At 64.7% G+C, this 26532-nt stretch carries 26 protein-coding genes, 1 tRNA gene and 1 pseudogene; 18 read left to right on the top strand and 10 right to left on the bottom strand.

The genetic code is table 11. The features are described from left to right. Positions 1-7 precede the first annotated feature (7 nt). Entirely contained in the window at positions 8-250 is a 243-nt protein-coding gene (locus tag V7D81_RS17750) for a hypothetical protein (RefSeq protein ID WP_324318724.1), read from the bottom strand. A gap of 490 nt (positions 251-740) precedes the next feature. On the opposite strand from V7D81_RS17750, the gene V7D81_RS17745 reads away from it, so the two are divergent. Both V7D81_RS17745 and msrA read left to right on the top strand, forming a co-directional pair. Further along, the gene (locus tag V7D81_RS17745; RefSeq protein ID WP_324318723.1) at positions 741-1730 is read left to right on the top strand and encodes an AraC family transcriptional regulator; all 990 of its coding nucleotides are present in this window, start codon (positions 741-743) and stop codon (positions 1728-1730) included. 260 nt (positions 1731-1990) lie between these two features. Then, complete coding sequence (gene msrA / locus V7D81_RS17740; protein ID WP_324318721.1) at positions 1991-2647, top strand: peptide-methionine (S)-S-oxide reductase MsrA; 657 nt, start codon at positions 1991-1993, stop codon at positions 2645-2647. Between the two features lie 115 nt (positions 2648-2762). Here the strand turns inward: msrA and mtgA are convergent, their stop codons facing one another. The 3 genes from mtgA to prmC all read right to left on the bottom strand — a co-directional run bounded on the left by mtgA (position 2763) and on the right by prmC (position 5051). Beyond that, entirely contained in the window at positions 2763-3458 is a 696-nt protein-coding gene (gene mtgA / locus V7D81_RS17735; protein WP_324318719.1) for a monofunctional biosynthetic peptidoglycan transglycosylase, read from the bottom strand. Positions 3459-3552: 94 nt separating this feature from the next. Further along, entirely contained in the window at positions 3553-4053 is a 501-nt protein-coding gene (locus V7D81_RS17730; protein ID WP_324318717.1) for a peptidylprolyl isomerase, read from the bottom strand. A 143-nt stretch (positions 4054-4196) separates the two neighbouring features. Then, on the bottom strand, positions 4197-5051 hold the full coding sequence (gene prmC, locus V7D81_RS17725; RefSeq protein WP_324318715.1) for a peptide chain release factor N(5)-glutamine methyltransferase: 855 nt from the start codon (positions 5049-5051) through the stop codon (positions 4197-4199). 99 nt (positions 5052-5150) lie between these two features. Here prmC and V7D81_RS17720 point away from each other — a divergent pair, with 99 nt between their 5' ends. The 7 genes from V7D81_RS17720 to V7D81_RS17690 all read left to right on the top strand — a co-directional run bounded on the left by V7D81_RS17720 (position 5151) and on the right by V7D81_RS17690 (position 13450). Then, positions 5151-6515 carry a cystathionine beta-synthase gene (locus V7D81_RS17720; RefSeq protein ID WP_324318713.1) on the top strand — a complete coding sequence of 455 codons (1365 nt, stop codon included), beginning with the start codon at positions 5151-5153 and terminating at the stop codon, positions 6513-6515. A gap of 119 nt (positions 6516-6634) precedes the next feature. After that, on the top strand, positions 6635-7798 hold the full coding sequence (locus V7D81_RS17715) for a trans-sulfuration enzyme family protein (RefSeq protein ID WP_324318711.1): 1164 nt from the start codon (positions 6635-6637) through the stop codon (positions 7796-7798). A 178-nt stretch (positions 7799-7976) separates the two neighbouring features. Next, the gene (locus V7D81_RS17710; protein ID WP_324318710.1) at positions 7977-8780 is read left to right on the top strand and encodes a hypothetical protein; all 804 of its coding nucleotides are present in this window, start codon (positions 7977-7979) and stop codon (positions 8778-8780) included. Positions 8781-8783: 3 nt separating this feature from the next. Then, a complete protein-coding gene (locus V7D81_RS17705) occupies positions 8784-9746 on the top strand; it encodes a hypothetical protein (protein ID WP_324318708.1) in 963 nt (320 codons plus the stop codon). After that, a complete protein-coding gene (locus V7D81_RS17700; RefSeq protein ID WP_324318706.1) occupies positions 9743-11095 on the top strand; it encodes a DUF4350 domain-containing protein in 1353 nt (450 codons plus the stop codon). The genes V7D81_RS17705 and V7D81_RS17700 overlap by 4 nt, the downstream gene beginning before the upstream one ends. Before the next feature lie 22 nt (positions 11096-11117). After that, on the top strand, positions 11118-12062 hold the full coding sequence (locus V7D81_RS17695) for an AAA family ATPase (RefSeq protein ID WP_324318704.1): 945 nt from the start codon (positions 11118-11120) through the stop codon (positions 12060-12062). Between the two features lie 89 nt (positions 12063-12151). Then, positions 12152-13450 (top strand): DUF58 domain-containing protein, encoded by a 1299-nt coding sequence (locus V7D81_RS17690; protein WP_324318702.1) that lies wholly within the window; start codon positions 12152-12154, stop codon positions 13448-13450. Between the two features lie 141 nt (positions 13451-13591). On the opposite strand, the gene V7D81_RS17685 is transcribed toward V7D81_RS17690, so the two are convergent. The 6 genes from V7D81_RS17685 to hemA form a co-directional block, all read right to left on the bottom strand. Next, on the bottom strand, positions 13592-13777 hold the full coding sequence (locus tag V7D81_RS17685) for an Arc family DNA-binding protein (protein ID WP_324318700.1): 186 nt from the start codon (positions 13775-13777) through the stop codon (positions 13592-13594). Between the two features lie 14 nt (positions 13778-13791). Beyond that, positions 13792-14652 (bottom strand): SPFH domain-containing protein, encoded by an 861-nt coding sequence (locus tag V7D81_RS17680; protein WP_324318698.1) that lies wholly within the window; start codon positions 14650-14652, stop codon positions 13792-13794. Positions 14653-14753: 101 nt separating this feature from the next. Next, the gene (locus tag V7D81_RS17675) at positions 14754-15749 is read right to left on the bottom strand and encodes a stage II sporulation protein M (protein WP_324318696.1); all 996 of its coding nucleotides are present in this window, start codon (positions 15747-15749) and stop codon (positions 14754-14756) included. Further along, positions 15746-16495, bottom strand: a complete 750-nt coding sequence (locus tag V7D81_RS17670) for an RDD family protein (RefSeq protein WP_324318694.1) — start codon at positions 16493-16495, stop codon at positions 15746-15748. Before V7D81_RS17670 ends, V7D81_RS17675 begins: the two co-directional genes overlap by 4 nt. Before the next feature lie 73 nt (positions 16496-16568). Beyond that, the gene (gene prfA / locus V7D81_RS17665; RefSeq protein WP_324318692.1) at positions 16569-17651 is read right to left on the bottom strand and encodes a peptide chain release factor 1; all 1083 of its coding nucleotides are present in this window, start codon (positions 17649-17651) and stop codon (positions 16569-16571) included. 87 nt (positions 17652-17738) lie between these two features. Next, positions 17739-19085, bottom strand: coding sequence for a glutamyl-tRNA reductase (gene hemA / locus V7D81_RS17660; protein WP_324318690.1), 1347 nt, complete (start codon positions 19083-19085; stop codon positions 17739-17741). An 89-nt stretch (positions 19086-19174) separates the two neighbouring features. Here hemA and V7D81_RS17655 point away from each other — a divergent pair, with 89 nt between their 5' ends. From V7D81_RS17655 to V7D81_RS17615, 9 genes and pseudogenes are all read left to right on the top strand, one after another. Further along, positions 19175-20887 (top strand): tetratricopeptide repeat protein, encoded by a 1713-nt coding sequence (locus V7D81_RS17655; RefSeq protein ID WP_324318688.1) that lies wholly within the window; start codon positions 19175-19177, stop codon positions 20885-20887. A 21-nt stretch (positions 20888-20908) separates the two neighbouring features. Continuing rightward, positions 20909-21505 carry a lipoprotein insertase outer membrane protein LolB gene (lolB, locus tag V7D81_RS17650; RefSeq protein WP_324318686.1) on the top strand — a complete coding sequence of 199 codons (597 nt, stop codon included), beginning with the start codon at positions 20909-20911 and terminating at the stop codon, positions 21503-21505. Continuing rightward, on the top strand, positions 21502-22392 hold the full coding sequence (gene ispE / locus V7D81_RS17645; protein WP_324318684.1) for a 4-(cytidine 5'-diphospho)-2-C-methyl-D-erythritol kinase: 891 nt from the start codon (positions 21502-21504) through the stop codon (positions 22390-22392). Before lolB ends, ispE begins: the two co-directional genes overlap by 4 nt. A 61-nt stretch (positions 22393-22453) precedes the next feature. Then, a tRNA-Gln gene (locus tag V7D81_RS17640) sits at positions 22454-22528 on the top strand. 73 nt (positions 22529-22601) lie between these two features. Continuing rightward, on the top strand, positions 22602-23555 hold the full coding sequence (locus tag V7D81_RS17635; protein WP_349257688.1) for a ribose-phosphate diphosphokinase: 954 nt from the start codon (positions 22602-22604) through the stop codon (positions 23553-23555). 210 nt (positions 23556-23765) lie between these two features. Beyond that, a complete protein-coding gene (locus tag V7D81_RS17630) occupies positions 23766-24473 on the top strand; it encodes a 50S ribosomal protein L25/general stress protein Ctc (protein ID WP_324318682.1) in 708 nt (235 codons plus the stop codon). A 42-nt stretch (positions 24474-24515) separates the two neighbouring features. After that, complete coding sequence (pth, locus tag V7D81_RS17625) at positions 24516-25097, top strand: aminoacyl-tRNA hydrolase (RefSeq protein ID WP_324318680.1); 582 nt, start codon at positions 24516-24518, stop codon at positions 25095-25097. Further along, complete coding sequence (gene ychF / locus V7D81_RS17620; RefSeq protein WP_324318678.1) at positions 25098-26189, top strand: redox-regulated ATPase YchF; 1092 nt, start codon at positions 25098-25100, stop codon at positions 26187-26189. A 25-nt stretch (positions 26190-26214) separates the two neighbouring features. Continuing rightward, positions 26215-26532: pseudogene (locus V7D81_RS17615) on the top strand (hypothetical protein); the annotation flags it as partial.

The following is a 26532-nucleotide window of genomic DNA, read 5'->3' as shown; positions in this document are numbered from 1 at the left end:
AAGACTCCTATCTGTCGACCTTCTCGAACTCCAGGCTGGGCTGATCGCCCGGACGGAAGTAGACGTAGCGGCCGCTCATTTCCTGCAGTGCCTCGTCGCGCTCTTCGCGAGTGGCAAACCAGTGTTCGCGATTCCAGTCGCTGCCCACCAGATTCCGGAAAGGATCGGTGGAGCGCAGGCGGACGCGGATACCAAAAGGGCATTTCGCCGGGATCGGGGCGGCAAGATTGTGTTCGTGGCAGATAGGCATGATCGGATGACGGTTGATGCGACGCCGCGATGATACCTCTTCCTGTGGAGCCGGCTTCAGCCGGCCTGCTTCTTTGTAGGTCAGGCTTCAGCCTGACAGTTTTCAGGCCGGCTGTGACCGAAGGGAATCCCACGGGGAAGCCGGCCCCACAGAAGAGATGGCCGGCCGCAAGCACGAAGCGACGATCTGTCCGTAATCGGCTGCCGTGGGCGATACGACTGTCATCTTCCGTTTGACGCTCGTACATCGAATGCTGATGAACAGCTGTTTTTTAGCGTTCGCGCCACGGCCCCGCATGGACTCATCTGCGTGCATTCATTGCGGTTTGTCTCATCCATGGCTTTTTTGTGTGTTGCCGGCATCAACCTTCACAAGCGCCGAAACCTTTCGTCGCATTCGTGTATCTCATGGTCGTAAGTGACTTGTATACCGCGTCCTGGGGATGTCATTTAAACGCGCGGCAGGCACACACATGGGGAGCACAGAGAGGATGATCGTTCGCAGAACACAGGAGCTTCAGAGCACCGCGCTGTCCGCGCGCGCCGGCCACGAGGACAACGTCATCCTCGACCTGAATACCCAGCTCGTGGACTTCACGCTGGATGGCCGCCGTCTGGTGCTGCTCAGCGCATGGAGCGGCAGCGAGGAAGTCGCAGTCGACGGTCGGCGCATTGCGATCGATGACGACACCTGGATGCTCTCGCCGGCCGGGCCGCTGTCGGTGCGCATCCGCTCGCCGCACAACGTGCATTCGCTGACCATCCTGTTCCGTCCCGGCATGCCGGAAGAAGTGCTCGGCGCACTGACGACGCCGGACGATCGCATGCTCGAAGACGGGGAAATGCCGACGGGTTCGGCATTGCCGTTTGCTCCGCACCTGCACACTCACGATCGCAGCGTCACGCCGGTGCTGCTGTTCATCCGCCGGCATTGCGAAATGGGACTGGAAGATGCGCTCTGGTACGAGGAACAGCTCGCCTTCCTGCTCGAGCGCCTGCTGATCAATCATCGGCACCGGCTGGTGCGTGCGCGCCAGATCCCGGTGCGTCGCGCCTCGACGCGCCGCGAGATCCTGCGCCGCGTGTCGCTGGCGACCGATTTCATTCATACCAACTACGCCCGGCCGCTCATGCTCAGCGACATGGCGGGCGCGGCCTTCCTGTCGCGCCATCACTTCCTGCGCCTGTTCAAGCAGATCCACGAAATCACGCCCCACGAGTACCTGCAGCGCAAGCGCACATCGGTCGCGGCGCGGCTGCTGCGTAGCAGCCATCGGCAGGTGGATGAAGTGGTCAAGGAAGTCGGCTTCGATTCCCGCTCGACACTGTTCCGCGCGCTGCGGCGCTTTCACGGCCTGACGCCGCGCGAATGCCGGCACGCCACGGAGACGCCGGTGTTCATGGGGCAGACGACGGGAAACGGCGGATGGACGGCCGGTGATGAAGGTGGCGCCCGGCCGGTGCTCGCTGCGGCACACTAGACAAGACCCAGAGAGCCGCAAGGACCGCATAAAAGAAGCTCTTGTCTTCGGACCAAGACCACGCATTCGGCCTGGCATCGCGCAGGCCGGCTGCAGCCGAAGCCAGACATTCTTTTATGCGGTCTTTGCGGTTCTCGTCCTCTTGAACATCCTGGAAAAATAGCGGCCCGCCCACATCTCTGGCCTCGTCCGGCAGGTTGCCCGCAGGGAAGCATCTTCGTAGTCTGGCGTCCGGCCGGTTCATTCCCCGCGAGGTCGCCATGTTTTCATTCCGCAAGAAAGCCCAGATGCCCGATCCGGCCGATGTACTTCCCGGTCGTTCGACGCCGCTGTCCGTCCCGGTCAAGCACTACGTCAACGGCAATCGCATCGTGCCGCCGTTTCCGGAAGGCATGAGGCAGGCGCTGTTCGGCCTGGGCTGCTTCTGGGGTGCGGAGCGCAAGTTCTGGCAGCTGCCCGGCGTTTACAGCACGGCGGTCGGTTACGCCGCGGGATCGACACCGAATCCGACTTACGAGGAAGTGTGCAGTGGCTATACCGGGCACAACGAAGTCGTCCTCGTCATCTACGATCCGCGCGACGTCGACTACGAGGATCTGCTCAAGGTTTTCTGGGAGAACCACGACCCGACGCAGGGCATGCGCCAGGGCGGCGACATCGGCACGCAGTATCGATCAGGCATCTATACCTTCGATGCCGAGCAGAAGGCTGCGGCCGAAGCGAGTCTCAAGGCATACGCTGCTGCGTTGAACAGGGCCGGACACACCGCGCCGATCACGACGGAGATCCTCGACGCACCGACGTTCTATTACGCCGAGGACTATCACCAGCAGTATCTGGCGAAGAATCCGCAGGGATACTGCGGACTGGGCGGCACAGGAGTGTCGTGTCCGATCGGGCTGGCGGCGGCAGGCTGAACGTCGCTCAGGGAAGATTAATGAAGAGGCCGCGAAAGACCGCATATAAAGAATGGCGATTGTTCGGACCAGAACATGTTTTCTTTTATGCGGTCTTTCGCGGCCATCCTTTTTCTCATTCCAGTCGCTGCAGCACCGCCGTTCCGCCGAGCCCGCGCATCTGCCCGACGATCCATTGCTGTCGCGAGCGCACGTAACTCGACGGGGCGTTCGCCTTGAGGCGTTTTGGATTCGGTAATACCGCCGCGAGCAGCGCGGCATCGTAGGCGTTCAGCTTCGCCGCCGGCTTTCGGAAATACGTTTCGCTCGCGACCCCGACGCCGAACACACCCTTGCCGAATTCGGCGATGTTCAGATACGTCTCGAGGATGCGCTGCTTGGGCCACAGCGTTTCGATCAGCAACGTGAAATAAGCTTCGAGTCCTTTGCGAATCCAGTTCCTGCCCGGCCACAGGAACAGATTCTTCGCGACCTGCTGCGACAGCGTGCTGGCGCCGCGCACGCGGCGGCCGCGCTCGCGATCATCGAGCGCCTTGTCGATCGATTTGAAATCGAAGCCGAAGTGATCGGGGAAGGTCTGGTCTTCCGAGGCGATCACGGCGACCTTCATCTGCGGCGAGATCTGCGGCCAATCCACCCAGCGCTGTTTGACCTGGTACGACGGATTGGCCGTCGCGCCGATGACGCGCTCGCGCAGGATGAAGGCGGACGTGGGCGGGTCGACCCAGCGGAAAAGCAGGACGACGAGGATCGTGACGACGAACCAGCTCAGCAGCAGCCAGCCGATGAAGCGGAGCAGGCGGCGGAACATGCAAGCAAGGACGGAAGTTTTTCCACTGTGGGGCCGGCTTCAGCCGGCTTCTTCAAAAGGCCGGCTGAAGCCGGCCCCACAGCAGGAGGTATCTCTACTTCGAATCCGGAATCACCGTCACCGACTCGATGACGATCGCCTCGGTCGGCACGTCCTGATGCCCGCGGCGGTTGCCGGTCTTCACGGCGGCGATGGCATCGATCACTTCCATGCCGGAATCGACGCGGCCGAACACGGCGTAGCCGTAGTTGCTCTGGCCCTTGTGATCCAGGAAGTCGTTGTCGACCAGGTTGACGAAGAACTGCGAGGTGGCGCTGTCGATGGCGCTGGTGCGGGCCATCGAGAGCGTGCCGCGCTTGTTCTTGAGGCCGTTGGTCGCTTCGTTCTTGATCGCGGCACGCTGGCCGGGCTTGCTGTCCATGTCTTCGGTCAGTCCGCCGCCCTGCACCATGAAGCCGGGGATCACGCGATGGAACACCGTGCCGTTGAAGTAGCCGTCCTCGGCGTACTTGCGGAAGTTCTCGGCGGAAATCGGCGCCTGCTTGTCGAAGAGCTGGACGGTGAAGGTGCCTTTGGAGGTTTTGAATTCGAGCATGGGTGTCACTTCAGAAGGAAGAGGAAGAGCCGCGAAAGACCGCACAAAAGAAACATGACGGCGGAAAAAGTGTCTGCAATGACCGGAAGGGGCGTCATTGCCGGTGTCCGGCTGATCGCTCCTTCATGCGGTTTTTTGCGGCCTCAGATGCTTCCTTCCGTCACGCGCTCATGGCCGGCCAGATCGGCGTGGGAGCGTACGCGACCGAAGCCGGCGCGCACAAGCAGATCGCGGACGGCCGCGGCCTGTTTCCAGCCGTGTTCCAGCGCCAGCCAGCCTCCCGGCGCGAGATGCGCCGGCGCGGCTGCAACGATCTGTTCGATGGACTCGAAACCGGTGCGGCCGCTGATCAGGGCCATGTGCGGTTCGAAGCGGCGCACGCCCGGGTCGAGGTCGCGATCTTCCGAGGCGATGTAGGGCGGATTCGACACGATCAGGTCGAAGCGCTGGCCCGCCAGCGGCGCGAACCAGCTGCCGTGCAGCAGTTTCACGTTGGCGATCTGCAGGCGTGCGGCATTGCGCGTCGCCATCTCCAGCGCGGGTGTCGACGCATCGACGGCGAACACCTGCGCCTGCGGCCGTTCGTTCGCGATGGCGAGCGCGATGGCGCCGCTGCCGGTGCCGAGATCGGCGATGTTCGCCGTCGCGTCCTTGCCGATGTGTTCGAGTGCGCGCTCGACCAGCAGTTCGGTTTCCGGACGCGGGATCAGCACCGCGGGACTCACTTCGAACAGCAGCGACCAGAATTCCTGCTGGCCGCGTATGTATGCAATGGGTTCGCCCTGCATGCGCCGTTTCACGAGCTGCTGATAAGCCCAGCCCGCTTTCGGCGGCAGCTCGCGTTCCGGCGCGCTGCGAAAAGCCGTGCGCGACAGGCCCGTTACATGTTCGAGCAACAATTCGGCATCGAGCCGCGGCGAAGCGGAAACGCGCGAGAGCATCGTGCTCGCGGTATGCAGCACGTCGGAAACGGTCTGTGAGGTATCTACGGCAGGCATGAGGATCGGCAGGTCACGTACAATTCGCGCACATTATCCGATCCGCGCGACTCGGTCGCGCTCTGGCCAGTCGCCAGCCGCCCTCGGAGCCTCTTCGTCATGCACGTCTATTCCAATGCACTCGAAATGATCGGCCGCACGCCGATGCTGAAGCTCAGCCGCTTCGATACCGGTCCGTGCGAGCTGTATCTCAAGCTCGAAATGATGAATCCCGGCGGCTCGATCAAGGATCGCATCGGCCTGTCGATGATCGAAGAGGCCGAGAAACGCGGGCAGCTGAAGCCGGGCGACACGATCGTCGAAGCGACGGCCGGCAACACGGGCCTCGGTCTCGCGCTGGTCGCGGCGCAGAAGGGCTATCGCATGATCCTGGTGCTGCCCGACAAGATGAGCCAGGAAAAGATTTTCAACCTGCGTGCGATGGGCGCGGAAGTGGTGCTGACGCGATCGGACGTGGGCAAGGGACATCCCGAGTACTACCAGGATCTCGGCGCCGCCATCGCGCAGAAGATGGGCGCGTACTTCATCAACCAGTTCGCCAATCCCGACAATCCCAAGGCGCACGAGGAAACCACCGCGCCGGAAATCTGGGAACAGATGCAGCACAAGCTCGATGCCGTGGTCATCGGCGTCGGCTCCAGCGGCACGATCGCGGGCCTGGCCGCGTACTTCAAGAAGCACGCGCCGCACGTCGAACTGGTGCTCGCCGATCCGCAGGGCTCGATCCTCAAGGAGTACATCGACACCGGCAAGATGACCCAGAAAGGTTCGTGGCTGGTCGAAGGCATCGGCGAGGATTTCATTCCGTCGATCTGCGATTTTTCGCTGACGCGCCGCGCGTACAGCATTCCGGATGGCGAGTCGTTCTCGGTCGCGCGGGCCTTGCTGCAGAAGGAAGGCGTGCTCGCGGGATCGTCGACCGGCACGCTGCTCGCGGCTGCGCTGCACTACTGCCGCGAACAGAAGGAACCGAAGCGCGTCGTCACGCTCGCCTGCGACACCGGCTCGCGCTACCTGTCGAAACTTTTCAACGATTTCTGGATGGACGATCAGGGCTTCACGCAGCGCGAGAAATTCGGCGACCTGCGTGACCTCATCGGCCGCCCGCACGGCCAGCGCGCCACGATCACCGTCGGCCCCGACGATGCGCTCACCACGGCACACAACCGTCTGCGCAACGCCGGCTTCTCGCAGCTGCCGGTGATGGAAGACGACCAGCTGATCGGCGTCGTCACCGAGGACGACATCCTGCGGTTTGCGTTCGGCCGTCCGGAATGCTTCAACGAGCCGGTGCGCCATGCCATGACCAAGGCCTTCCTGCGCGTCGACAAGAGCACCTCGGTGAACAATCTGGTCGCGATGCTGGAAGTGCGCTCATCGGCCGCCGTGATGGATGGCGACCGGTTCCTCGGGCTGATCACGCGCTCGGATGTATTGAATTATTTGCGGAGGCAGGTGAGATGAGGCTACAGGCTACAGGCGACTGGCCGGAACAGTCCTTCACGGCCGCCATTCCTCTCCCAGAATCTCGCTGTAGCCTGTAGCCTGTAGCCTGTAGCCTTCACCTGTCACCGCCAATCCCCATGTCCCACTCCCCCCGCCCCCTCGGCTTCGCCACCCGTTGCATCCACGCTGGCCAGTCGCCCGATCCGTCGACCGGCGCCGTGATGCCGCCGATCTACACGACGTCCACGTATGCGCAGTCGAGCCCCGGCGTGCACAAGGGCTACGACTATTCGCGCACGCGCAATCCGACGCGCAATGCCTATGAGCGCTGCATCGCTGATCTCGAAGGCGGCGTGCGCGGTTTTGCCTTCGCCTCGGGCATGGCGGCGACCAGCACGGTGATCGAACTGCTCGATGCGGGCAGCCATATTGTTGCGACTGATGACCTCTACGGCGGCACCTTCCGCCTGTTCGAACGCGTGCGTCGTCGTACCGCCAATCTCGACGTCACGTTCGTCGATCTGTCGAACCCGGAAGCGCTGGCCGCCGCCATACGCCCGGAAACGAAGATGATCTGGATCGAAACGCCGACCAACCCGACGCTGCGGCTGGTCGATATCGCGCAGGTGGCGGAGTTCGCGCGCAAGCGCGGTCTCATCACGGTGGTCGACAACACGTTCGCGAGTCCGTGGGTGCAGCGGCCGCTGGAACTCGGCGCCGACCTGGTCGTGCATTCCGCGACCAAGTATCTGAACGGTCACTCCGACATGGTCGGTGGCGTCGCCGTCGCGGCGAATGCCGAGCTCGCCGACAAGGTGGGATTCCTGCAGAACGCCATCGGCGGCATCGCCGGGCCGTTCGACAGCTTTCTCGCGCTGCGCGGTCTCAAGACGCTGCCGCTGCGCATGCGCCAGGCCAGCGAGAGTTCGCTGCAGATCGCGCAGTGGCTGGAGAAGCATCCGCAGGTGTCGCGCGTGCTGTATCCGGGCCTGCCGAGCCATCCGCAGCATGAGCTGGCGAAGCGCCAGATGAAGAACGGCTACAGCGGCATCGTCACCTTCTTCGTCAAGGGTGGACTCGAAGAGACGCGCACCTTCCTCGAACGCCTGCGCATTTTCACGATCGCCGAGAGCCTGGGCGGCGTGGAAAGCCTGGTCGATCATCCGGGCCTGATGACGCATGCCTCGATTCCCGCGGACAAGCGCAAGGCGCTGGGGATCGATGATTCGCTGGTGCGGCTGTCGGTGGGGATCGAGGACACCGACGATCTGATGGCGGATCTGGGCGAAGCGCTCGGCTGATTCAGGATGATTCTTCCTGTGGGGCCGGCTTCAGCCGGCCTGGAATGTCAGGCTAAAGCCTGACCCACAGAAAGAAAGCCCTTCCTGACCTCCTTGCCATCCATCCCGTCGCTCCGCGATGATCGGGCCGCCGTGTACCGGGCGCGGCTCATACAACAGAACGCAAGGGAGGCTCACGATGGCGATTCAACCGACGCAACCGCAGACGATCGGTGGTGTTCTCGATACCACGTTCCAGCTCTACAAGGGCTCCATCGGCAAGGTGTGGATCCTGTGTCTGCTGGGCGCGATCGGCGGCACGCTGCCGTCGCTGTACATGGTGTTCGGCGGTTCGGCCAATCCTGCGGATCCGCTGGCCGCGCTCGGCATGATGTCGAAGCCCGGTTACTGGCTGGCCAATCTTGCGACGATCATTCTGTCGCTGTGGTCGATGGGTGCCGTGTATCTCAAGGTGCATGCGATCGGCACGGACACCGACATGGGTCTGGGCGAAGCGCTGACGACCGGCCTGCGCAAGGTACCGTTGCTCTTCGTGACCGGCGTGCTGTTCGGCATCGCGCTCGCCGTCGGCCTGGTACTCCTCGTCATTCCCGGCCTCATCCTGATGGTCAGTCTGATGCTGTGCTTCAACCTGGTCCTGTTCGAAGACAAGGGTCCGATCGCCGCGCTGACCGGCAGTCACAATCTGGTCTGGGGCAACTGGTGGCGCACGACCGCGGTCCTTACCGTCGGTCTCATCATCGTGATGGTCATCTACGTGGCTGTCGGCGTGGTGCTGGGCGTCGCGATTCCCCTCATCGGCCTCGGCGCCGGCGACCCGCTGATGGTGGGTCTCATCAGCGGCGTGATCATCGGCGTCCTTGCGAGCGTGGTGCTGACGCCGTTCTACGTTTCGATGGGTATCGCGCTCTACTGGGATCTCAAGATGCGCAAGGAAGGCGGCGATCTCGCGGCCCGCGTCGGTTCGCTCGGGACCGCCTGATACGTGCGAGCCTGGCTCATCACCCTGCTGTTGCTGGCTGCGCCGGCCGCCGGATCCCAGGAAGCGGATCCTGCGGCCGGCGCAGTCGTTGCGGCTCAGGATTCGCTTGCCCGGTGCATCGAGACGGCGACCGGCGATGAAGTGGGACTCGCGGATCTCGAAGCGGCCTGTCCCGGCATCGAACACGCGCTGACCCAGTCGGGCTATGTCGGTTTCATCGGCGAGACGGAAACGGAGCAGTTGACGACTTACGGTCTCGCCGACCTGCAGTACTTCATCGAGCGTTACCCGTACTCCACCGATGGCGGCGCCTTGCCCGAGCACGACGTGAATCGGCTCGCCTCCATTCTCGATGCGCTGCAGGAAGAGCAGCGCGCCGACCGGCCGCCGACATTGCTGGAGCGTTTCAAGCGCTGGCTGAACAGCCTGATCCGCCGCCAGCAGCAGGAGCAGGATCCCTGGCTGGCGAACTGGCTGCGCGATCTCGATGTGTCCGAGCGCATCGTGCGCGCGATCGTCTATGTGTCGGTCCTGCTGATCATCGCGCTCGCGATTGCCGTGATCGTGAACGAACTGCGCGCTGCCGGCGTCTTCCGCCGCCGCGAACGCCGGTTGGCTGCAGCGCCGGCCGCGAGCGGCGACGTGCTGGATCTGTCCCGCGCGACGCTGGCCGACCTGGATCGCGTAGCGCTGTCGGAGCGTCCGGCGCTGTTGCTGCGTGTACTGGTGAACACGCTCGTGAGCACCGGCCGGCTCAGGACGGAAAAGAGTCTCACGCACCGCGAACTCGGAACGCGCGCGGCTTTCGATGCGATCGACCAGCGCCAGTCCTTCAATCGTGTCGCAGCGCTCGGCGAGCGCATGCTCTACGGCAATCGCAACGTGCCGCCTGAAGAGATCGACGCCGTCATCGAAACGGGGCGTGCGCTCGATCGGCAGCTCAACGTGCCGCGGGCGGCGACATGAAGGACCGCTTGCTGACCCTCGCGCTCGCGATCGGCGCATTCGCGCTGTTCTATGTCCTGTTCCTGCATCGGCCGTCGCAGCCCCGGGAGCAGGTCACGCGGCCGATCACGACAGAAAAAGGACCAAACGGCTATCTCGCGCTCATGCGCTGGTTCGAGGCCATCGACGTGCAGCCCGTGTCCTTGCGCGAGCGGTTCCAGGCGCTCGGTGAACTCGAAGGCGTGCCTGCGACGGGCAATCTCCTCATCAGTACGGCGCCGCACCGCTACCCGATGCGCGATTCCGAAACCGCGCCGTTGCGCAACTGGGTTTCGGCCGGCAACACGCTGCTCGTCGTCGCTGGATTGTCCGATACGCCGGAATGGTCGATGGGCGAGGGGATCGATACCGGTTTCATGAAACACATGGAAGCGATGACGGGGCTGCGCTTCACGCAGGCCCATGCGCAAGCCGATGCTGACGACGAGGCAGCGGCGGAAGAGGGCGAGGAAACGACCGAGCCCGCCGACGAAGTCGAACCGGCAACGAAGACGCCGGCCGAAAAGCCCAGGCCCTTCGCCAATCCCTTCCAGAAGCTCGACGAGCCGCTCGAATTTTCGATGGTGCCGAACGGCGAGCATCCCTTGCTGAGCGGGGTGAAGCGCGTCGATGCGCGGTCCGAATACGCGACGTCGAAATGGCGCGTCTCGACGGCCTCGATGTCGGACCTGGTGCTGGAACTGGCGAGCGATCCGCAGACCGGCGAACCGGTGCTGTGGCTCATGCGCTATGGCAACGGCCAGATCCTGGTCAGCGCGTATGGCAGCGTCTTCGTCAACAAGCTGCTGGGCGAACAGGACAATGCGCGGCTGCTGGCGAACATCGTGCGCGGGTCGCTCGGTCCGCAGGGACGTGTCGTGATCGACGATGCGCACCAGGGGCTCGTCGCCTTCTACGATCCCGAGAAGTTCTACGGCGACCGGCGACTGCACGCGTCGCTGTGGTGGCTGCTGGGCCTGTGGCTGGTGTTCGTCCTGGGTTCGCAGCGCCTGCGCGCACTCGACAGCCGCTGGCAGCCCATCGACATCACGAACTTCGTCCGCGCCAGCGGCGGATTTCTGGCGCGCGTGCTGAAGCCGGCGACCGCCGCGCAGCAGTTGTTCACGAACTTCTTCAACGATCTGCGTCGCCAGACCGGACAGCCGGCCAACGGCGCGCCGTTGTGGGACTGGATGGCAACCCGCGCTTCGCTCGCCGCGAGCGATCTGCAGCAACTGCGCGATCTGCACGAACGCACGCAACGCGGCCGGCGCATCGACCTGCCGAAGCTGCAGAACCTGCTGGTGCATGTGCGACAGCAGCTCGCCTGATTCACTGGACTGGAAGACCCGCATGAGCAAGGCACTGGAATCCTTCGAACGCAGACTGCAACAGGAACTCGGCAGCGTCGTGGTCGGGCTGCAGCCCGTCGTGCGGGCCCTTGCGATTGCGATCGTCGCGCGCGGTCACGTGCTGCTGCAGGGCGCGCCGGGTCTCGGCAAGACGCTGCTGAGCAAGGCGTTCGCCGCCAGCCTCGGCGGCACGTTCAAGCGCGTGCAGGGAACGTCCGACCTAATGCCGGCCGACATCACGGGCGTGCACGTCTTCGATGCCGAGCGCAAGGATTTCACGTTCCGTCACGGTCCCGTGTTTGCGGACGTGCTGCTGGTCGACGAAGTGAATCGCGCCGGGCCGAAGACACAATCGGCGCTGCTCGAAGCGATGGAGGAGCGTCAGGTCACGGTCGATCGTCACAACTACTCGCTGCCGCCGAATTTCCTCGTCGTGGCCACGCAGAATCCGCGCGAGTTCGAAGGCACGTATCCGTTGCCCGAATCGCAGCTCGACCGCTTCATGCTGCGTGTCGATCTCGGCTATCCGCAGCGCGACGACGAACTGGCGATCCTCGCCCGTTACGGCAATGTCGATGCGCATGCATCCGGCACGTCGCAGCAGCCGATCGGTGCCGAGGCGATCGAGGCGGCGCGTGCCGAGGTCGAATCCATCCATGTCGCGCCCGAACTGTCGGGCTACGTGGTCGATATCGCCGCCGCTTCGCGCTCGCACGCGCATGTGAGTCTCGGCCTCTCGACGCGCGGTGTGCTGGCATTGCTGCGCGCTGCGCGGATTGCTGCCGGCATGCGCGGCGCCGACTTCGTAACGCCCGACGACGTGAAGCAGGTCGCGCCGCTGGTGATTCCGCACCGCCTGATGCTCGCTTCCGATGCCGTGCTCGAAGGTGTGACCGAACAGGTGATCACGCAGCGGCTGCTGGATCAGACGCCGGTGCCGAGATGAGGAGACAGGCTACAGGCTACAGGCCACAGGCGGGTGTTGGTTCCGGCTCTGGCTGTAGCCTGTAGCCTGTCTCCTGTAGCCTGCCCCCAATGAGCCTGCGCCAGAACGCCTTCGTGCTCGCCGTGCTGACGGCCCTCGTCGCCATCATGGGCGCGTGGAGCGGCGATGCGACGCTCGCAGGCCTGTGGCGTCTGCCGCTCGGGTTGCTGCTGCTCGGGCTCGCCTATGAAGGCTGGATGACGACGCGTGCGCATCTCGGCCTGACCATCGAACCCGATCAACGCGGCATTCTCGGACGCGGCGGGTCGCTGCAGATCAGCGTGCAGCATCAGCTGCACCGCGACGCGCTGGTGGAACTCGCGCCCGAGGCGCCCGCGCTGGTGGAAGTCGATCCAACCGTGCAGTTGCTCATCGCGCCCGCCGGTGCACCAGCGCACACGCATCTGCGCATCACGCCACGCCGACTGGGCGAGCACGCCTGGCCCGCCATCCGCACGCGCATCGCCGGGCCGCTTGGCCTCGCCTGGTGGCCGAAGCGGCTCGCGACGGATTTCAGGCTGCAGGTCATGCCCGAAGTGCTGCGCGACGATGCGCGCCGTGCGGGCGCCGTGTCATCGGGTGCCAAGCCGCGCCAGCTCGCGGGCACGGGTTCGGAGGTACTGCAACTGCGCGACTATCGCGCCGGCGATCCGCAGCAGCTCATCGACTGGAAAGCGACCGCCCGCAGCGGCCGCCTCGTCAGTCGCGACTTCTCCGAAGACCAGCATCTGGAGATCGTGATCGCCATCGACGCCGGACGCACCGGCGCATTGCGTGCCGGCGATCTGGACCGCTTCGGGCACTACGCGAATCTCGCGGCGCGCTTTGCCGAGCATGCCATCGCGCAGGACGACCGCGTCGGCCTCGTGCTGTTCGCCGATCGACCGCTCGCGGCCCTGGCGCCGGGACGCGGCACGAGCGCCGTGGTGCGCATCCGCAGACTGCTCGCGGCCTCGAAACCGGTGCAGGCGGAATCCAATCCGCTCAACGCGGCCCTGCGCATCCGCTCGCTCGTCCGGCATCGCAGCCTCGTCGTGCTGCTGACCGATCTCGATGATGCGACGGTTGCCGGCCAGCTCGCTTCAGCGGCGCGACTGCTGCTGCCCAAGCACCTGCCGCTGATTGCCGGCCTCGCCAGTCCCGAAGCCGAAAACATGCGGCACGCCGTGGCGCATTCGTGGCTCGATCCGTACGAATCGCTCGCGGCGCAGGAGTACTGTGCGCGCCTCGAACGCAACGTGCTGGCGCTGCGGGCGCTGGGTGCGCCCGCGGTACTCGCACGACCGGATCAACTCGAACGCGCCGTGTTCGATGCGTATGCGGGGTTCAGGCAGCGGCGACGGGTGTGAGGGTGGCGGTGCTTACTGTAGGTCAGGCTTTAGCCTGACTCTTTTCAGGCCGGCTGAAGCCGGCCCCACAGGCAGAGCAAATCCTCAAGTCAGTGCCACTGGGTTGAAGCCCGGGCTCCACAGGAAGAAGGCTCCTGCAACCTACTCCGGTTCCGATTCCCTGGACGGGGGCGTTCCTGACCCGATCCGCCCCGCCTTCCGCAACGCCTCGCGCAGCACATACTCGATCTGCGCATTCACGCTGCGCAGTTCATCCGCCGCCCATCCCTGTACGGCATCGAGAACCTCGCTGCTGATGCGCAGCGGATACGCTTTTTTCTCTGCCAAAACGACTTACGACGTCAGTTGTAAAGCGTGCCGGTGTTGACGATCGGCTGCGTGCCGCGCTCGCCGCACAGGACCACGAGCAGGTTCGACACCATCGCGGCCTTGCGCTCCTCGTCGAGATGCACGACGCCCTTCTGCGCCAGCTGCTCCAGCGCCATGTGCACCATCGAGACCGCGCCTTCGACGATGCGCGTGCGGGCCGAGATGATGGCCGCCGCCTGCTGCCGCTGCAGCATCGCCTGCGCGATCTCCGGTGCGTAGGCGAGATGGCTGACCCGTGCTTCCAGCACCGTGACGCCGGCTTTCGCGAGCCGCTCCTCGATCTCCTCGCGCAGATGCGAATTGACCTCCGTGGCATGCGAGCGCAGCGCGATCTTGCCGTCGTCGTGCGAATCGTAGGGATGACTCGTGGCCATCTGGCGCAGCGCCGATTCCGCCTGCACCTGCACGAAGTTCTCGTAGCTGTCGACGTTGAAGATCGCTTCGGCCGCGTCGTGCACGCACCACACGACCACCGCGGCGATCTCGATCGGCGAGCCGTCGAGTTCGTTCACCTTGAGCTTGCCCGATTCGAAATTGCGCACGCGCAGACTCACCGGCTTCTTGGTGTAGAGCGGATTGGCCCAGCGCGGGCCGCTGTTGCGTTCGACGCCGACGTAGCGGCCGAAGAACTGCAGGACCGCCGCCGTGTTCGGCTGCACGATGAAGAATCCCAGCCAGAGCACGCCGATCAGCAGGAGCAGCAGCCCGCCCGCGATCGGCAGCCGCTGTTCGGCGAGCGTCAGGACGATCCACCAGCCCGTGAGCAGCGTGGCCGCCGCCAGCACGATCACCATGGGCACGCCCGGAAGGGTTCTGACTTGTCGCTCCTGCATGGCCTTGCTCCCGCTCTTGCTGTGTGTTGTGTGCCGGAAAGATATCAAAATGATATCTATCAGCAAGGACAATCTGGCGATGAGGTCAAGTCATTGATTCTTCAGGAGGGAATGGTCGCACCCGGCTCGGGCTTGCGCCCGAACAGTCGTCCGGTAAGGGCGGCGACCATCACCACCGCATAGCCGAACCCCACGATCACGCGGTTGATCATCGGGAAATCCGGGTCGGGCGAGAGATAGCCCTCGATGAAACCGCAGCCGACCAGGAGCAGCGCGCACAGCACCAGCAGACGACTGGTGCGCGCCGTGGCGTGCTGGAACGATTCGCGCCGCGTGCCATGCGTCGGGCGGATCAGCGATTCGCCGAGCATCACGCCCGCCGCGCCGGCAATGCAGATCACCGACAGTTCGACCACGCCGTGTGCCGTCACGAACTTGAGCAGTTCGCCCGCCATGCCGTGCTGATGCGTGAAGGCGAAGATGCCGCCGAGCATCAGGCCGTTCATGCCGATGATGTAGAACGTGCCGAGTCCGAAGAAGACGCCGACTACGAATGCGGTCAGGCTGACGACGATGTTGTTGGTGAGGATGCCCACCGACAGCACCGATGACGGCATGACATTGAGCAGACCTTCCGTCCACAGCTTGCCGCCCTCGACGCCGTTGATCATTTCCTCGCTCGCCAGCAGGCCGATGAGTTCCGGATAACTCGAGACCAGCCACCAGCCCGCCGCGGCGCTGAGCGCGAACAGCAGACCGACCCACTGGATGGTGAAGCGCAGGTCATGCACCACTTCCGGAATTTCCTCGCGGAACAGCGTGCGCAGCCGCGCGCGCCAGTCGTGCGGCTTGCGATAGATGATGGCGTGCAGTTTCGCGTAACGCGCTTCGAGCGCGCGCGTCACGCGGCTGCCGGGCAGGATGCGGCGTGCAATCGACAGATCGCGACCGAGTGCGCGGTACATCTCCATCGCGTGCAGCGCGTCGGCCGTCGTGTGATCGCGCTGGCGTTCCAGCCGGTCGAGCTGCGGCAATACCTGCTGCCAGGTTTCGATGCGCGAGTTGAGCCACGCCTGCAGACCGGCTTCGCTACTCATGCGCGTGCCGTCCCTTTGAGCAGTGCCTGCAGATGCGAGCGCAGTTGCGGCGAGGTCTGCAGCAGCAGCGCCTCGGTCGATGCCGCCGGATCGACGCGCAGGATCAGCGAGCGGGCGATGTTCGCGCGCATCGTGTCATCCAGCGTCCACCAGCGATCCAGCAGCTCGTGAATGAGATCGGCGGACTGCGGCGACAGTCCGTTCTCGGGCGTGTCGTTGCGCAGGCCATCGAAGGACTTCACCGCGCCGGCATCGTCGTGGACCAGCAGCGTGCCGGCCGCCAGATCGCCGATACGCACGTGCTGTTCCGTGAAGATCACGACGCCGAGACCCAGCAGGTAGACGAAGGGCAGGCTGTCGACCAGCCGGAAGACATTGCGCAGGAGCAGGGCGCCGGCGCCGGGAATGTCGCCGGTCCGCGAGACGATGCGCACACCGGCCATGCGCTTGCCGGGCGTGCTGCCGCGCATGACGATTTCCAGGATCGGGTGATACAGGAAGTAGATGACCGTCGTCGGAATCCAGATCGCGAGTTGCCCCATGCCGCCGCGCGGCGTGCTGTCATCGAACAGGTTCAGCGAGCCGGCGCGGATGAACAGGGCGGTGAACAGCCACGCCAGCGCCAGCACCAGGCGGATGTGCCAGTCGATGACGAAGGCGTAGCTGCGACTGCCGGCGCCCGCGATGCGCAGTTCGACGTCGACGCCGGTGACGCTCTGCAGGGTGATGGTCGGAGTGGAAGCCATGGAGGGTGACGGTCCGGGTTGTCGTCGTCGTTTGTCCGTACCCTACACGGTCCGCGTCACCGCTTGCACGTCCTCATTCGACGATCCTTGCCAGCTGTTCCGCCTGGTATTCCTGCTGCAGCGGCTGGATCACGGGTTCCAGCTCGCCGTTCATGACGTCGGCGAGCTTGTACAACGTCAGATTGATGCGGTGATCGGTCACGCGCCCCTGCGGGAAGTTGTAGGTGCGGATGCGTTCGGAACGATCGCCCGAGCCGACCTGCGACTTGCGCGACTGGGCTTCGGCCTGATCGCGCTTCTCCTGTTCCGCCGTCATCAGGCGCGCCTTCAACAATGACATCGCGCGCGAACGGTTCTTGTGCTGCGAGCGTTCGTCCTGGCATTCGACCACGATGCCGGTGGGCAGATGCGTGATGCGGATCGCCGAGTCCGTCTTGTTGACGTGCTGGCCGCCGGCACCCGAGGACCGGAACGTGTCGATGCGCAGCTCCGCCGGATTCAGATCGATCGCTTCGATCTCCGCCAGCTCCGGCAGGATGGCTACCGTGCAGGCGGACGTATGAATGCGTCCCTGCGCTTCCGTCGCCGGCACGCGCTGCACGCGATGCGTGCCCGCTTCGAATTTCAGGCGCGAGAAGGCGCCGCGACCGACGATACGGCTGATCACTTCCTTGTAGCCGCCGTGTTCGCCCGCGCTTTCGGAAAGCACTTCGACCTTCCAGCCCTGACCGTCCGCATAGCGCGAATACATGCGGAACAGGTCGCCTGCGAAGATCGCGGCCTCGTCGCCGCCCGTGCCGGCGCGCACTTCGAGATAGATGTTGCTTTCGTCGCGCGCGTCCTTCGGCAGCAGCAGTTTCGCCAGTTCGCCGCTTTCGTCGTCGATGCGCTCGTTCAGGCTTTTCAGTTCCTCCTGTCCGAGTTCGCGCATCTCCGCGTCGTCGCCGTCCGCCATTTCCTGTGCGTGCGCGCGTTCGCCCAGCAGTTGCTGATAGTCGCGATAGCGCGTGACGACGGGTTCGAGCTTCGCGTATTCCATCGACAGCTCGCGAAACTTGTCGTTGTTGGCGATGACCTGCGGGTCGGCGAGCAGCCCGCTCACTTCCTCGTGCCGCTCGACGAGCTTTTCCAGTTTGTTGCGGATCGAATCTTTCATGAAGAAGAAATCAGAAGATCTCCACGGGGAACACGGGGATCACGGGGTAAGAAAAACTGAAGCTCATGGGTACAGGGCAACAGGCGGTCAGCGGACTGACGTTTTTTCTGTTTCCGCCCCGTGCTCCCCGTGTCCCCCGTGGAGATCTTCTCCTTCGGGTCTTGTCTGTTCGGACACGAGCAGTGCCTTCGCCGCCGCGACGATCTCCGCATCGCCGCGTTCGGCGGCTTCGCGCAGGCGCTGGCTGGGGCCGTGCAGCAGGCGGTTGGTGAGGGTCGCGGCGAGGAAGTCGATGACTTCGCCTGCGTCGCGGCCGGCGGCGAGCATGCGGCGGGCCTGTTCGGTCGTCTGCGAACGCAGCACGTCGGCATCGTGACGCAGTTGCCGGATCGTGGGCACGGCATCGAGCGTCTTGAGCTGCTGTTCGAACTGTGCGATTTCGGCGGCGATCATCTGGCCGGCATCGCGCGCCGCTTCGCGGCGCGATTCGATGTTTTCGTTGACGACGTTCTGCAGGTCATCGACCGTGAACAGGTAGACGTCTTCGAGTTTCGCCACTTCCGTTTCGATGTCGCGCGGTACGGCGATGTCGGCCATGAACATCGGCTTGCGACGCCGCGCGCGCAGCGCGGCACGAACGGCGTCGTAGGTGATGACCGGCGTCGGGCTCGCGGTCGAGCTGATGACGATGTCGGCTTCGGGAAGATGCGTTGCGAGCGCTTCGAGACCGATGGCGTAGCCGTCGAATTCCTTCGCCAGTTCCTGCGCGCGCTCGAGGCTGCGGTTGGCGATGATCATGCGGCGCAGACCGTTGGCGTGCAGGTGACGGGCAGCGAGTGCGATCGTCTCGCCGGCGCCGACCAGCAGGGCAGTGTGCTGATCGAAGTCCTCGAAGACGGTGCGTGCCATCGCGACGGTGGCGGAGGCGACGGAGACCGCATTGGCGCCGATGCGCGTTTCGGTGCGGACGCGTTTCGCCACGGAGAATGCGGTCTGCAGCAGGCGGTTCAGGTACGGACCGGTAACACCGTGGTCGAGCGCGGCGCGATAGGCGTCCTTCAGCTGGCCGAGGATCTGCGGCTCGCCGAGAACGAGCGAGTCGAGGCCGCAGGCAACGGAGAAGACGTGCTCGACGGCGGATCGGCCATGCAACTGATACAGCGAGTCCCTGAGGTCGAGGTTCTGCGAAGCCAGGTCATGCCAGTCGCCGAGCCAGTCGGCGACGGGTGCGCCGGGCGTGTCGGTGAAGGGATGATCGGTAAAGCAGTACAGCTCCGTGCGATTGCACGTCGACACGATGACGGATTCGCGCACGCCCGGCACTGCCTTGAGATTCCGCAATGCTTCCGGCAGATCCGTCGCCGCGAAGACGACTTTCTCGCGGATTTCGACGGGAGCGGTGCGGTGGTTGATGCCGATGACGACGAGTGTCATGTGGGATATCGCGAAACGGCCGCGATTGTCCGCCGAAGGCCGGCGGGATGACAAGTTTTGCAGGGGTTCCCTGATATAGTGCCCGCACGATGTGTCACACCGCCAAATTCCCCGATTTTTTCCCTGCGAGCCGCCTGCTGTTCATCGCGACCATGTTGTCGGTGGCGATGCTGTTCGGTGGCTGCGCCAGTGCCGGCAAGCAGGCGGCCGCCAAGGACGACGCGGTTCCGGACGATCCGAACGCGCTGATCCTCGGGGCGGAAGTCGCCCTGCAGCGCGGCCAGTACCTCGCCGCGTCGAAGGCCTACGTGAAGGCCGCACAGAATGCCCGCGACGAAACGCTCGCCGAGCAGGCGACCAAGATCGCATTCGAACACCATCAGTGGACGCTGGTGCTCGCCGGCGCAGAACGCTGGCTGGAATTGAATCAGACCAACGAGGAAGCGCGACGCTATGCGGGGTTTGCGGCGCTGCATCTGTACCAGATCGATCGTGCCGCGGAACATCTGTCGATCCTGCTCGATACGGCTTTCATCAATCCGCCGGCAGGTTTTCTCGCACTGCTGCCGCAGCTCGGCGATGAAGGATCGCCCGCCGCGACGAGCGCGGTCCTGCAGAAGCTGGTCCTGAAGTATCCCGATCTGACCGAGGCGCATTACGCGCTGGGTCGGGCGGCGCTGCAGTCCGACAATTTCGCCCTGGCCCTGCAACACGCGCAGAAGGCGCATGAGCTCGGCCCGTACTGGGCGCCCGCGGGTCTGCTGCTGGCGCAGGTGCAGATGATTCGCGGCGACAACGATGCTGCGCTCGCGACGGCGAAGTCGGTTCTCGATCAGGACGGCCAGGATTCCTACCGCCTCGAGTATGCCCTGATGAAAATGCAGGCCGGTCGCGAGGAGGAAGGTCGCAAGGATCTCGAGGCGCTGACGGGGAGCGATACCGTGTCGGCCGTGGCCGAGCGCGCGCTGGCCGACATCGAGTTCCAGTCGGGCAATCGCGACGCAGCGGCGCAGCGCTACGGCAACCTGGTCACGAGCGGCCGCTTCGTCTACGAGTCGCTGTTCTATCTCGGCGCGATCGCAGAGCTGCGCGATGCGTCCGACGAGGCTGTCCAGATCTACAGCCGCGTAACCGGCAGCGACCTGGCGATGGCGGCGCAGTCGCGCGTCGCGCGACTGAAATCCGGGAAGGAAGGACTCGACGCCGGTCTCAAGCATCTCGAAGACTTTGCCAGCACGCGACCGCAGTACACGCTCGACGCGATCACAGCGCGTGCCGGCCTGCTGGCGAACAGCGGCGATGCGGCGGGTGCCATCGCATTGCTCGACACGGCATTGAAGGAATATCCCGATGCTGCGGAGCTGCGTTTTGCGCGCGTCTTCCAGCTCGAGGATGCGGATCATGTCGATGAAGCAGTGCGGGAGCTGCGCAAGCTCGTTGCGGACCGCCCCGGCGATCCGGTGGCCGAAAATGCCCTCGGTTACACGCTGGTCGATCGCACCGGCAAGGCGAAGGAAGGACTCAAGCTGATCGAGCAGGCGCTGGCGCAGACGCCGGACAGCGGCGCCGTACTCGACAGCATGGGCTGGGCGCTGCATCGCGTGAAGCGCGACGAAGAAGCGCTGACCTACCTGCAGCGTGCCAAGAGCCGCATCAGCGATCCCGAAGTCGACGTGCATCTGGTCGATGTCCTGCTCGCGCTGGGTCGCAAGGACGAGGCGCAGACCGTGCTCAAGGAAGCGAGCGAGCGCTACCCCGACAACGAAGATCTGCAGTCGCGGGTCAAGTCGCTGCACGAATAGTCATCGATGCAGGTCATCGCCATGCGAGGCGTGCTTCAGCGTTGCGCGATGCTGCTGGTCGTCACGACGGCGCTCGCGGCCTGCGTCAGCCAGCCGCAACGAGCGCCGGTTCAGATTCCTGAAGATCTCAACGAACTCGCACGCTGGCAGGCGCGCGGTCGCATCGGCGTGTCCGGCGTGGCAGGCGGCGGCTCCGGTTCATTCGAATGGCGGCAGGACGGCGATCGCGCCGACATCCAGATTCGCGGGCCGGTCGGCATCGGCAGCGTGCGCCTGCAGGTCGAAGGCGATGAAGCCGATCCGCAGGTGCGACTGCAGACGGGCGACGGTGTGACGCTGGAATCGCAGGCGGCGTGGGATGAACTGGAAGCGCGGCTGGGCGCGCCCGTGCCCGCGGGTCATCTGCGTTTCTGGATGCTCGGGCTGGCCGCCCCTGGCGATCACGCATGGGATGCGGCCGCCGCTGCCGGACAGAAGGCGCTCGAACAGGACGGCTGGCGCATCGTGTACCAGCAGTATTCCAGCGACGCCGGCGCGCCGGTGCCGGTGCGCATGAATGCGAACAATGGCGCGACGCGCGTGCGGATCGTGGTCGATCGCTGGCAGCTCGGACAATGAACGACGGCACGCGCGGCGAATCGCTGGGCGACGCGGCGCCCTGGCCTGCACCCGCCAAACTCAATCTGTGCCTGCACATCGTCGGGCGTCGCGCCGACGGTTATCACCTGCTGCAGACGGCGATGCAGTTCATCGATCTGGCCGACGAACTGCGGTTCTTCATTCGCCCCAACGGTGTCGTCGAGCGGTTGGGCGGAATGGCCGAGGTGCCGGCGGAAAGCGATCTGGTCGTTCGCGCTGCGCGGTTGCTGGCAAGTCACGTGAATCCACAACCCGGCGTCGCGATCGACCTGCACAAGCGCATCCCCGCGCAGGCCGGGCTCGGCGGCGGCAGTTCCGATGCGGCGACGACGCTGGTCGCGCTCAACCATCTCTGGAACGCGGGACTGAATCTCGACGAACTCGCCGCGCTCGGTCTGAAGCTGGGCGCCGACGTGCCGCTGTTCGTCCGCGGTCATGCCGCGTGGGCGGAGGGCGTGGGCGAGCACCTCACGCCCATCGAGCCGCCCGAAAACGTGTACCTCGTCATCAAACCGCAGGCTGCCGTGAGCACGGCGGAAATCTTTCAGGCCGCTGAATTGACACGTAATTCCCCCGTCACGACAATACGCGCCTTTCTCGCGGGGGGTGGCCGCAACGACTGCACTTCCACCGTGCGCGGGCGCTATCCAGAGATCGCCGAAGCGCTTGATTGGCTTGAGGAATTCGGACACGCACAGCTGACCGGAACCGGGTCGTGCGTGTTCGCTGCCATTGCTTCGGAGAGTGCAGCCAGCGCGGCCTTGCGGCGCGTGCCGACGCGCTGGTCAGGCTATGTCGTACGGGGACTGAACCGTTCGCCGTTGCTGGAAAGGTTGGGAAGGGAAAGTGATGAGGTGATCGGGTGATGAGGCAGGCCAGGGCTTTCCTGCGCTGCGTTCATCACTCCATCACCTGATCACTTTCTTTTGGGGCGTCGCCAAGCGGTAAGGCAGCGGGTTTTGATCCCGCCATACGGTGGTTCGAATCCATCCGCCCCAGCCAGTTTTCGAGTAACGGCGTGTGGGACGTGGGGTGTCGGGTCCCGGCCTCGTTACCTGTTTCGCGGGGAGCGTGAATGGATCGTTCAACGATGGCGGTGTTCTCGGGCAACGCCAACCAGCAGCTCGCGCTCGAAATCGCGCGTCACCTGATGGTGCCGCTGGGGCGCGCGTCGGTCGGCCGTTTCAGCGACGGCGAGACGACGGTCGAGCTGCTGGAGAACGTGCGCGGTCGCGACGTGTTCATCGTGCAGCCGACTTCGCCGCCGGCGAACGACAACCTGATGGAACTGCTGGTGATGGTCGATGCCGCGCGACGCGCGTCGGCCGCCCGCATCACCGCAGTCGTGCCGTACTTCGGCTATGCGCGCCAGGATCGCCGGCCGCGCGCCATGCGCGCGCCGATCACGGCCAAGCTGGTGGCGAACATGATCGCGGGCGCGGGCGTCGATCGCCTGCTGACCATCGATCTGCACGCCGACCAGATCCAGGGATTCTTCGATATCCCGGTCGACAACGTGTACGCCTCGCCGGTGCTGCTGGGCGATGCCTGGAAGCAGAAGTACGACGACCTGATCGTCGTATCGCCGGACGTGGGCGGCGTGGTCCGCGCCCGGGCGCTGGCGAAGCGGCTCGACGATGCCGATCTCGCGATCATCGACAAGCGTCGCCAGCGCGCGAACGAGTCGGAAGTGATGAACATCATCGGCGAGGTGGCGGGCAAGACCTGCGTCCTCATCGACGACCTGGTGGATACCGCCGGCACGCTGTGCCATGCGGCGAAGGCATTGAAGGACAACGGCGCGAAGCGCGTGGTGGCCTACATCACGCACGCCGTGCTCTCGGGTCCGGCGATCGAGCGCATCTCGAAGTCGTCGCTGGACGAACTGGTCGTGACGGACACGATCCCGCTGAGCGATGCCGCTCGCGCCTGCCGCCAGATCCGGCAGCTGTCCGTCGCCGGCCTGCTTGCGGAGACGATGCGTCGTATCCGCGATGAAGAGAGCGTGAGTTCGTTGTACATAGATTGAGTGACGCAGGTCACGAGGTGACGAAAGTGACGAGGGCAAGAATCGTCACGGACATCGCCCGGTGATCTGTGTCCCAGGTATGCGGATCAGTTTTGGTCGCGAATCGATCTGCATGCGTTCCGTGACGGGATCGCGTTGGTGGTTCGGGTGCTCTGCGCCTGCGTCACTCGCGTGACTTTCGTCACTTTCGTCACTTTGTTTGGAGTCATCATGAAAACCTCTTTTGATCTCGTCGCCGATCCGCGGGATGGCGTGCAGGGGAAGGGTGCGAGCCGCCGCCTGCGTCGTTCCGGCAAGGTTCCGGCGATTCTCTATGGCGGTCATCAGGAGCCGCGGCAGATCACGCTGGATCACCAGAATCTGCTGACGCTGCTCGTGAACGAGCGCTTCTATTCGACCATCATCTCGCTGAGCATCGCCGGCCAGAAGCAGGCTGCCATCCTCAAGGACGTGCAGCGCCATCCGGCCAAGAACCAGGTCCTGCACATGGATCTGCAGCGCGTGCTGGACAACGAGCCGATCCGCATGAGCATCCCGCTGCACTTCAAGGGTTCGGCGGGTTCGCCGGGCGTGAAGACCGAAGGCGGCATCGTGTCGCACCTGCTCAACCAGGTCGAAGTGCTGTGCCTGCCGAAGGATCTGCCGGAGTACGTCGAAGTCGACATGTCCGAGATGCACATCAACGAGATGAAGCGTCTGTCGGATCTGCCGCTGCCTGAGGGCGTGCAGTTCGTGGCGCTGGCGCACGGTCGCGACGAGCCGGTGGTTTCGATCCATCATCCGCGTGCCGAAGAGGCGGAAGCGCCTGCGGCGGCGGCCGCGGCGGCAGCGCCTGCTGCTGGCGCAGCTCCTGCGGCCGATGCGAAGAAGGAAGAAGCCAAGCCGGCTGCTGCGAAGAAGGACGGCGGCAAGAAGTAATGGCGGTCGGGCGGCCGGTTCGCCGGCCGCCCGGTTCCTTCCATGTCCGGTACTTCCATCAAGATCATCGTCGGCCTCGGCAATCCCGGGCCCGAGCACGTGCTCACGCGGCACAACGCCGGGTTCTGGTTCGTCGATGCGCTGGCGCAGCGACTCGACGGCCGCTTTCGCAGCCATACGCGTTTTCAGGGCGAGATCTGCCGCGTCACGATCGACGGCAGCGAGATCACGCTGCTGAAGCCTGCGACCTACATGAATCGCAGCGGGCTCGCGATCCGCGCGCTCTCCGATTACCTGAAGGTCACGCCGGCGGAAACGCTGGTGGTTCACGATGAACTCGATCTGCCGGTCGGCGACGCCCGTTTCAAACTGGGCGGCGGTCACGGCGGGCACAATGGTCTGCGCGACACGATCACGCACATCGGCGCCGATTTCTGGCGCCTGCGCATCGGCATCGGTCATCCCGGCGACAAGTCGCAGGTGATCGACTACGTGCTGCGCCGCGCGCCGAAGGCCGAAGAAGACCGGATCCTCGACTCGATCGCCAATTCGCTCGATGCCCTGCAGGTGTTCCTTGGGCAGGGGGCGGAGAAGGCGATGAATGGGCTGCACCAGAAGAAGTAAATGGGCATCAAATCCGGAATCGTCGGCCTGCCGAACGTCGGCAAGTCGACCCTGTTCAACGCGCTGACGCGCGCGCAGATCGCGGCAGAGAACTATCCGTTCTGCACCATCGATCCCAACGTCGGCATCGTGCCGGTGCCGGACCCGCGCATCGACGAACTCGCGGCCATCGTGCATCCCGAGCGCACGCTGCCGGCCACGGTGGAATTCGTGGACATCGCCGGCCTCGTGGCGGGCGCCAGCAAGGGCGAAGGGCTCGGCAACAAGTTCCTGTCCCACATCCGCGAGACGGATGCCATCACGCACGTCGTGCGCTGCTTCGAGAACGACGACATCGTGCACGTCGCCGGCCGCATCGGCCCGCTCGACGACATCGACGTGATCAATACCGAACTGGCGCTGGCCGATCTCGATACCGTCGAGCGCGGCGCGCTGCGTGCGGAGAAGGCTGCCAAGGCGGGCGACAAGGATGCGATCAAGCTGCGCGATCTGCTGAAGAAGCTGCGCGAGCACCTGGACGCCGGCAAGCCGGCGCGTTCGCTGGTGAAGGATGCGGACGAAGTGCGCATGCTGCAGGAGCTGCACCTCATCACGCTGAAGCCGCTCATGTACGTGGCCAACGTGGCCGAGAACGGCTTCGAGAACAATCCCTATCTCGATGCGGTGCGTGCGCGCGCTGCGGAAGAAGGTTCGCAGGTCGTGGCCGTCTGTGCGGCCATCGAAGCCGAGATCGCGCAGCTCGACGAAGCCGATCGTGCCGACTTCCTCAACGAACTGGGCCTGGAAGAGCCCGGCCTCAATCGCGTCATCCGCGCCGGCTACAAGCTGCTCGGGTTGCAGACGTACTTCACGGCGGGCGTGAAGGAAGTTCGCGCATGGACGGTGCGGGTCGGTGCGACCGCGCCCCAGGCCGCCGGCGTGATCCATACCGATTTCGAGAAAGGCTTCATCCGTGCCGAAGTCATCGCCTACGACGACTTCATTGCCTACAAGGGCGAGCAGGGAGCGAAGGAAGCCGGCAAGCTGCGGCTCGAAGGCAAGGAGTACATCGTCCGCGAAGGTGATGTAATGCACTTCCGGTTCAACGTCTGACGAAAACCCGCTCCGGAGGAACTACATGAGCCTGCGCAATTTCGGTCTGGTGACCTGCATCGCAACCCTGACGCTGGTGGATACGCCGGCGTTTGCCCAGCAATCCACGACGCCGCAGCGTCAGCCGGATCCGGCGCGCGTCGTGCAGCGCGTGCGCGCCGCGGACTACCAGCCGCCCGCAGGCGTCGACTTCCGGTCCGTCACCATCGTCTCGGACGGCATCCGGCTGCATGGCGAGGTATTCACGCCCAAGGACACGCCCGCAGGCACGAAGCTGCCGGCCGTCGTCATGGCGCCCGGCTGGGGCGGCGTCGCGGCCGGGTTCCGCACGGATGCCGTGGAT

Origin of the sequence: Povalibacter sp., assembly GCF_036735925.1 — a bacterium.
GTDB lineage: Bacteria > Pseudomonadota > Gammaproteobacteria > Steroidobacterales > Steroidobacteraceae > Steroidobacter.
Note: the sequence above shows the minus strand (reverse complement) of the source record. Positions and strands in the feature narration are given on the sequence as shown.

Coding starts and splice junctions, on each gene's coding strand:
- V7D81_RS17750 (WP_324318724.1), bottom strand. CDS start 250: ATGCCTATCTGCCACGAACACAATCTTGCCGCCCCGATCCCGGCGAAA.
- V7D81_RS17745 (WP_324318723.1), top strand. CDS start 741: ATGATCGTTCGCAGAACACAGGAGCTTCAGAGCACCGCGCTGTCCGCG.
- msrA (WP_324318721.1), top strand. CDS start 1,991: ATGTTTTCATTCCGCAAGAAAGCCCAGATGCCCGATCCGGCCGATGTA.
- mtgA (WP_324318719.1), bottom strand. CDS start 3,458: ATGTTCCGCCGCCTGCTCCGCTTCATCGGCTGGCTGCTGCTGAGCTGG.
- V7D81_RS17730 (WP_324318717.1), bottom strand. CDS start 4,053: ATGCTCGAATTCAAAACCTCCAAAGGCACCTTCACCGTCCAGCTCTTC.
- prmC (WP_324318715.1), bottom strand. CDS start 5,051: ATGCCTGCCGTAGATACCTCACAGACCGTTTCCGACGTGCTGCATACC.
- V7D81_RS17720 (WP_324318713.1), top strand. CDS start 5,151: ATGCACGTCTATTCCAATGCACTCGAAATGATCGGCCGCACGCCGATG.
- V7D81_RS17715 (WP_324318711.1), top strand. CDS start 6,635: ATGTCCCACTCCCCCCGCCCCCTCGGCTTCGCCACCCGTTGCATCCAC.
- V7D81_RS17710 (WP_324318710.1), top strand. CDS start 7,977: ATGGCGATTCAACCGACGCAACCGCAGACGATCGGTGGTGTTCTCGAT.
- V7D81_RS17700 (WP_324318706.1), top strand. CDS start 9,743: ATGAAGGACCGCTTGCTGACCCTCGCGCTCGCGATCGGCGCATTCGCG.
- V7D81_RS17695 (WP_324318704.1), top strand. CDS start 11,118: ATGAGCAAGGCACTGGAATCCTTCGAACGCAGACTGCAACAGGAACTC.
- V7D81_RS17690 (WP_324318702.1), top strand. CDS start 12,152: ATGAGCCTGCGCCAGAACGCCTTCGTGCTCGCCGTGCTGACGGCCCTC.
- V7D81_RS17680 (WP_324318698.1), bottom strand. CDS start 14,652: ATGCAGGAGCGACAAGTCAGAACCCTTCCGGGCGTGCCCATGGTGATC.
- V7D81_RS17675 (WP_324318696.1), bottom strand. CDS start 15,749: ATGAGTAGCGAAGCCGGTCTGCAGGCGTGGCTCAACTCGCGCATCGAA.
- V7D81_RS17670 (WP_324318694.1), bottom strand. CDS start 16,495: ATGGCTTCCACTCCGACCATCACCCTGCAGAGCGTCACCGGCGTCGAC.
- prfA (WP_324318692.1), bottom strand. CDS start 17,651: ATGAAAGATTCGATCCGCAACAAACTGGAAAAGCTCGTCGAGCGGCAC.
- hemA (WP_324318690.1), bottom strand. CDS start 19,085: ATGACACTCGTCGTCATCGGCATCAACCACCGCACCGCTCCCGTCGAA.
- V7D81_RS17655 (WP_324318688.1), top strand. CDS start 19,175: ATGTGTCACACCGCCAAATTCCCCGATTTTTTCCCTGCGAGCCGCCTG.
- lolB (WP_324318686.1), top strand. CDS start 20,909: ATGCGAGGCGTGCTTCAGCGTTGCGCGATGCTGCTGGTCGTCACGACG.
- ispE (WP_324318684.1), top strand. CDS start 21,502: ATGAACGACGGCACGCGCGGCGAATCGCTGGGCGACGCGGCGCCCTGG.
- V7D81_RS17635 (WP_349257688.1), top strand. CDS start 22,602: ATGGATCGTTCAACGATGGCGGTGTTCTCGGGCAACGCCAACCAGCAG.
- V7D81_RS17630 (WP_324318682.1), top strand. CDS start 23,766: ATGAAAACCTCTTTTGATCTCGTCGCCGATCCGCGGGATGGCGTGCAG.
- pth (WP_324318680.1), top strand. CDS start 24,516: ATGTCCGGTACTTCCATCAAGATCATCGTCGGCCTCGGCAATCCCGGG.
- ychF (WP_324318678.1), top strand. CDS start 25,098: ATGGGCATCAAATCCGGAATCGTCGGCCTGCCGAACGTCGGCAAGTCG.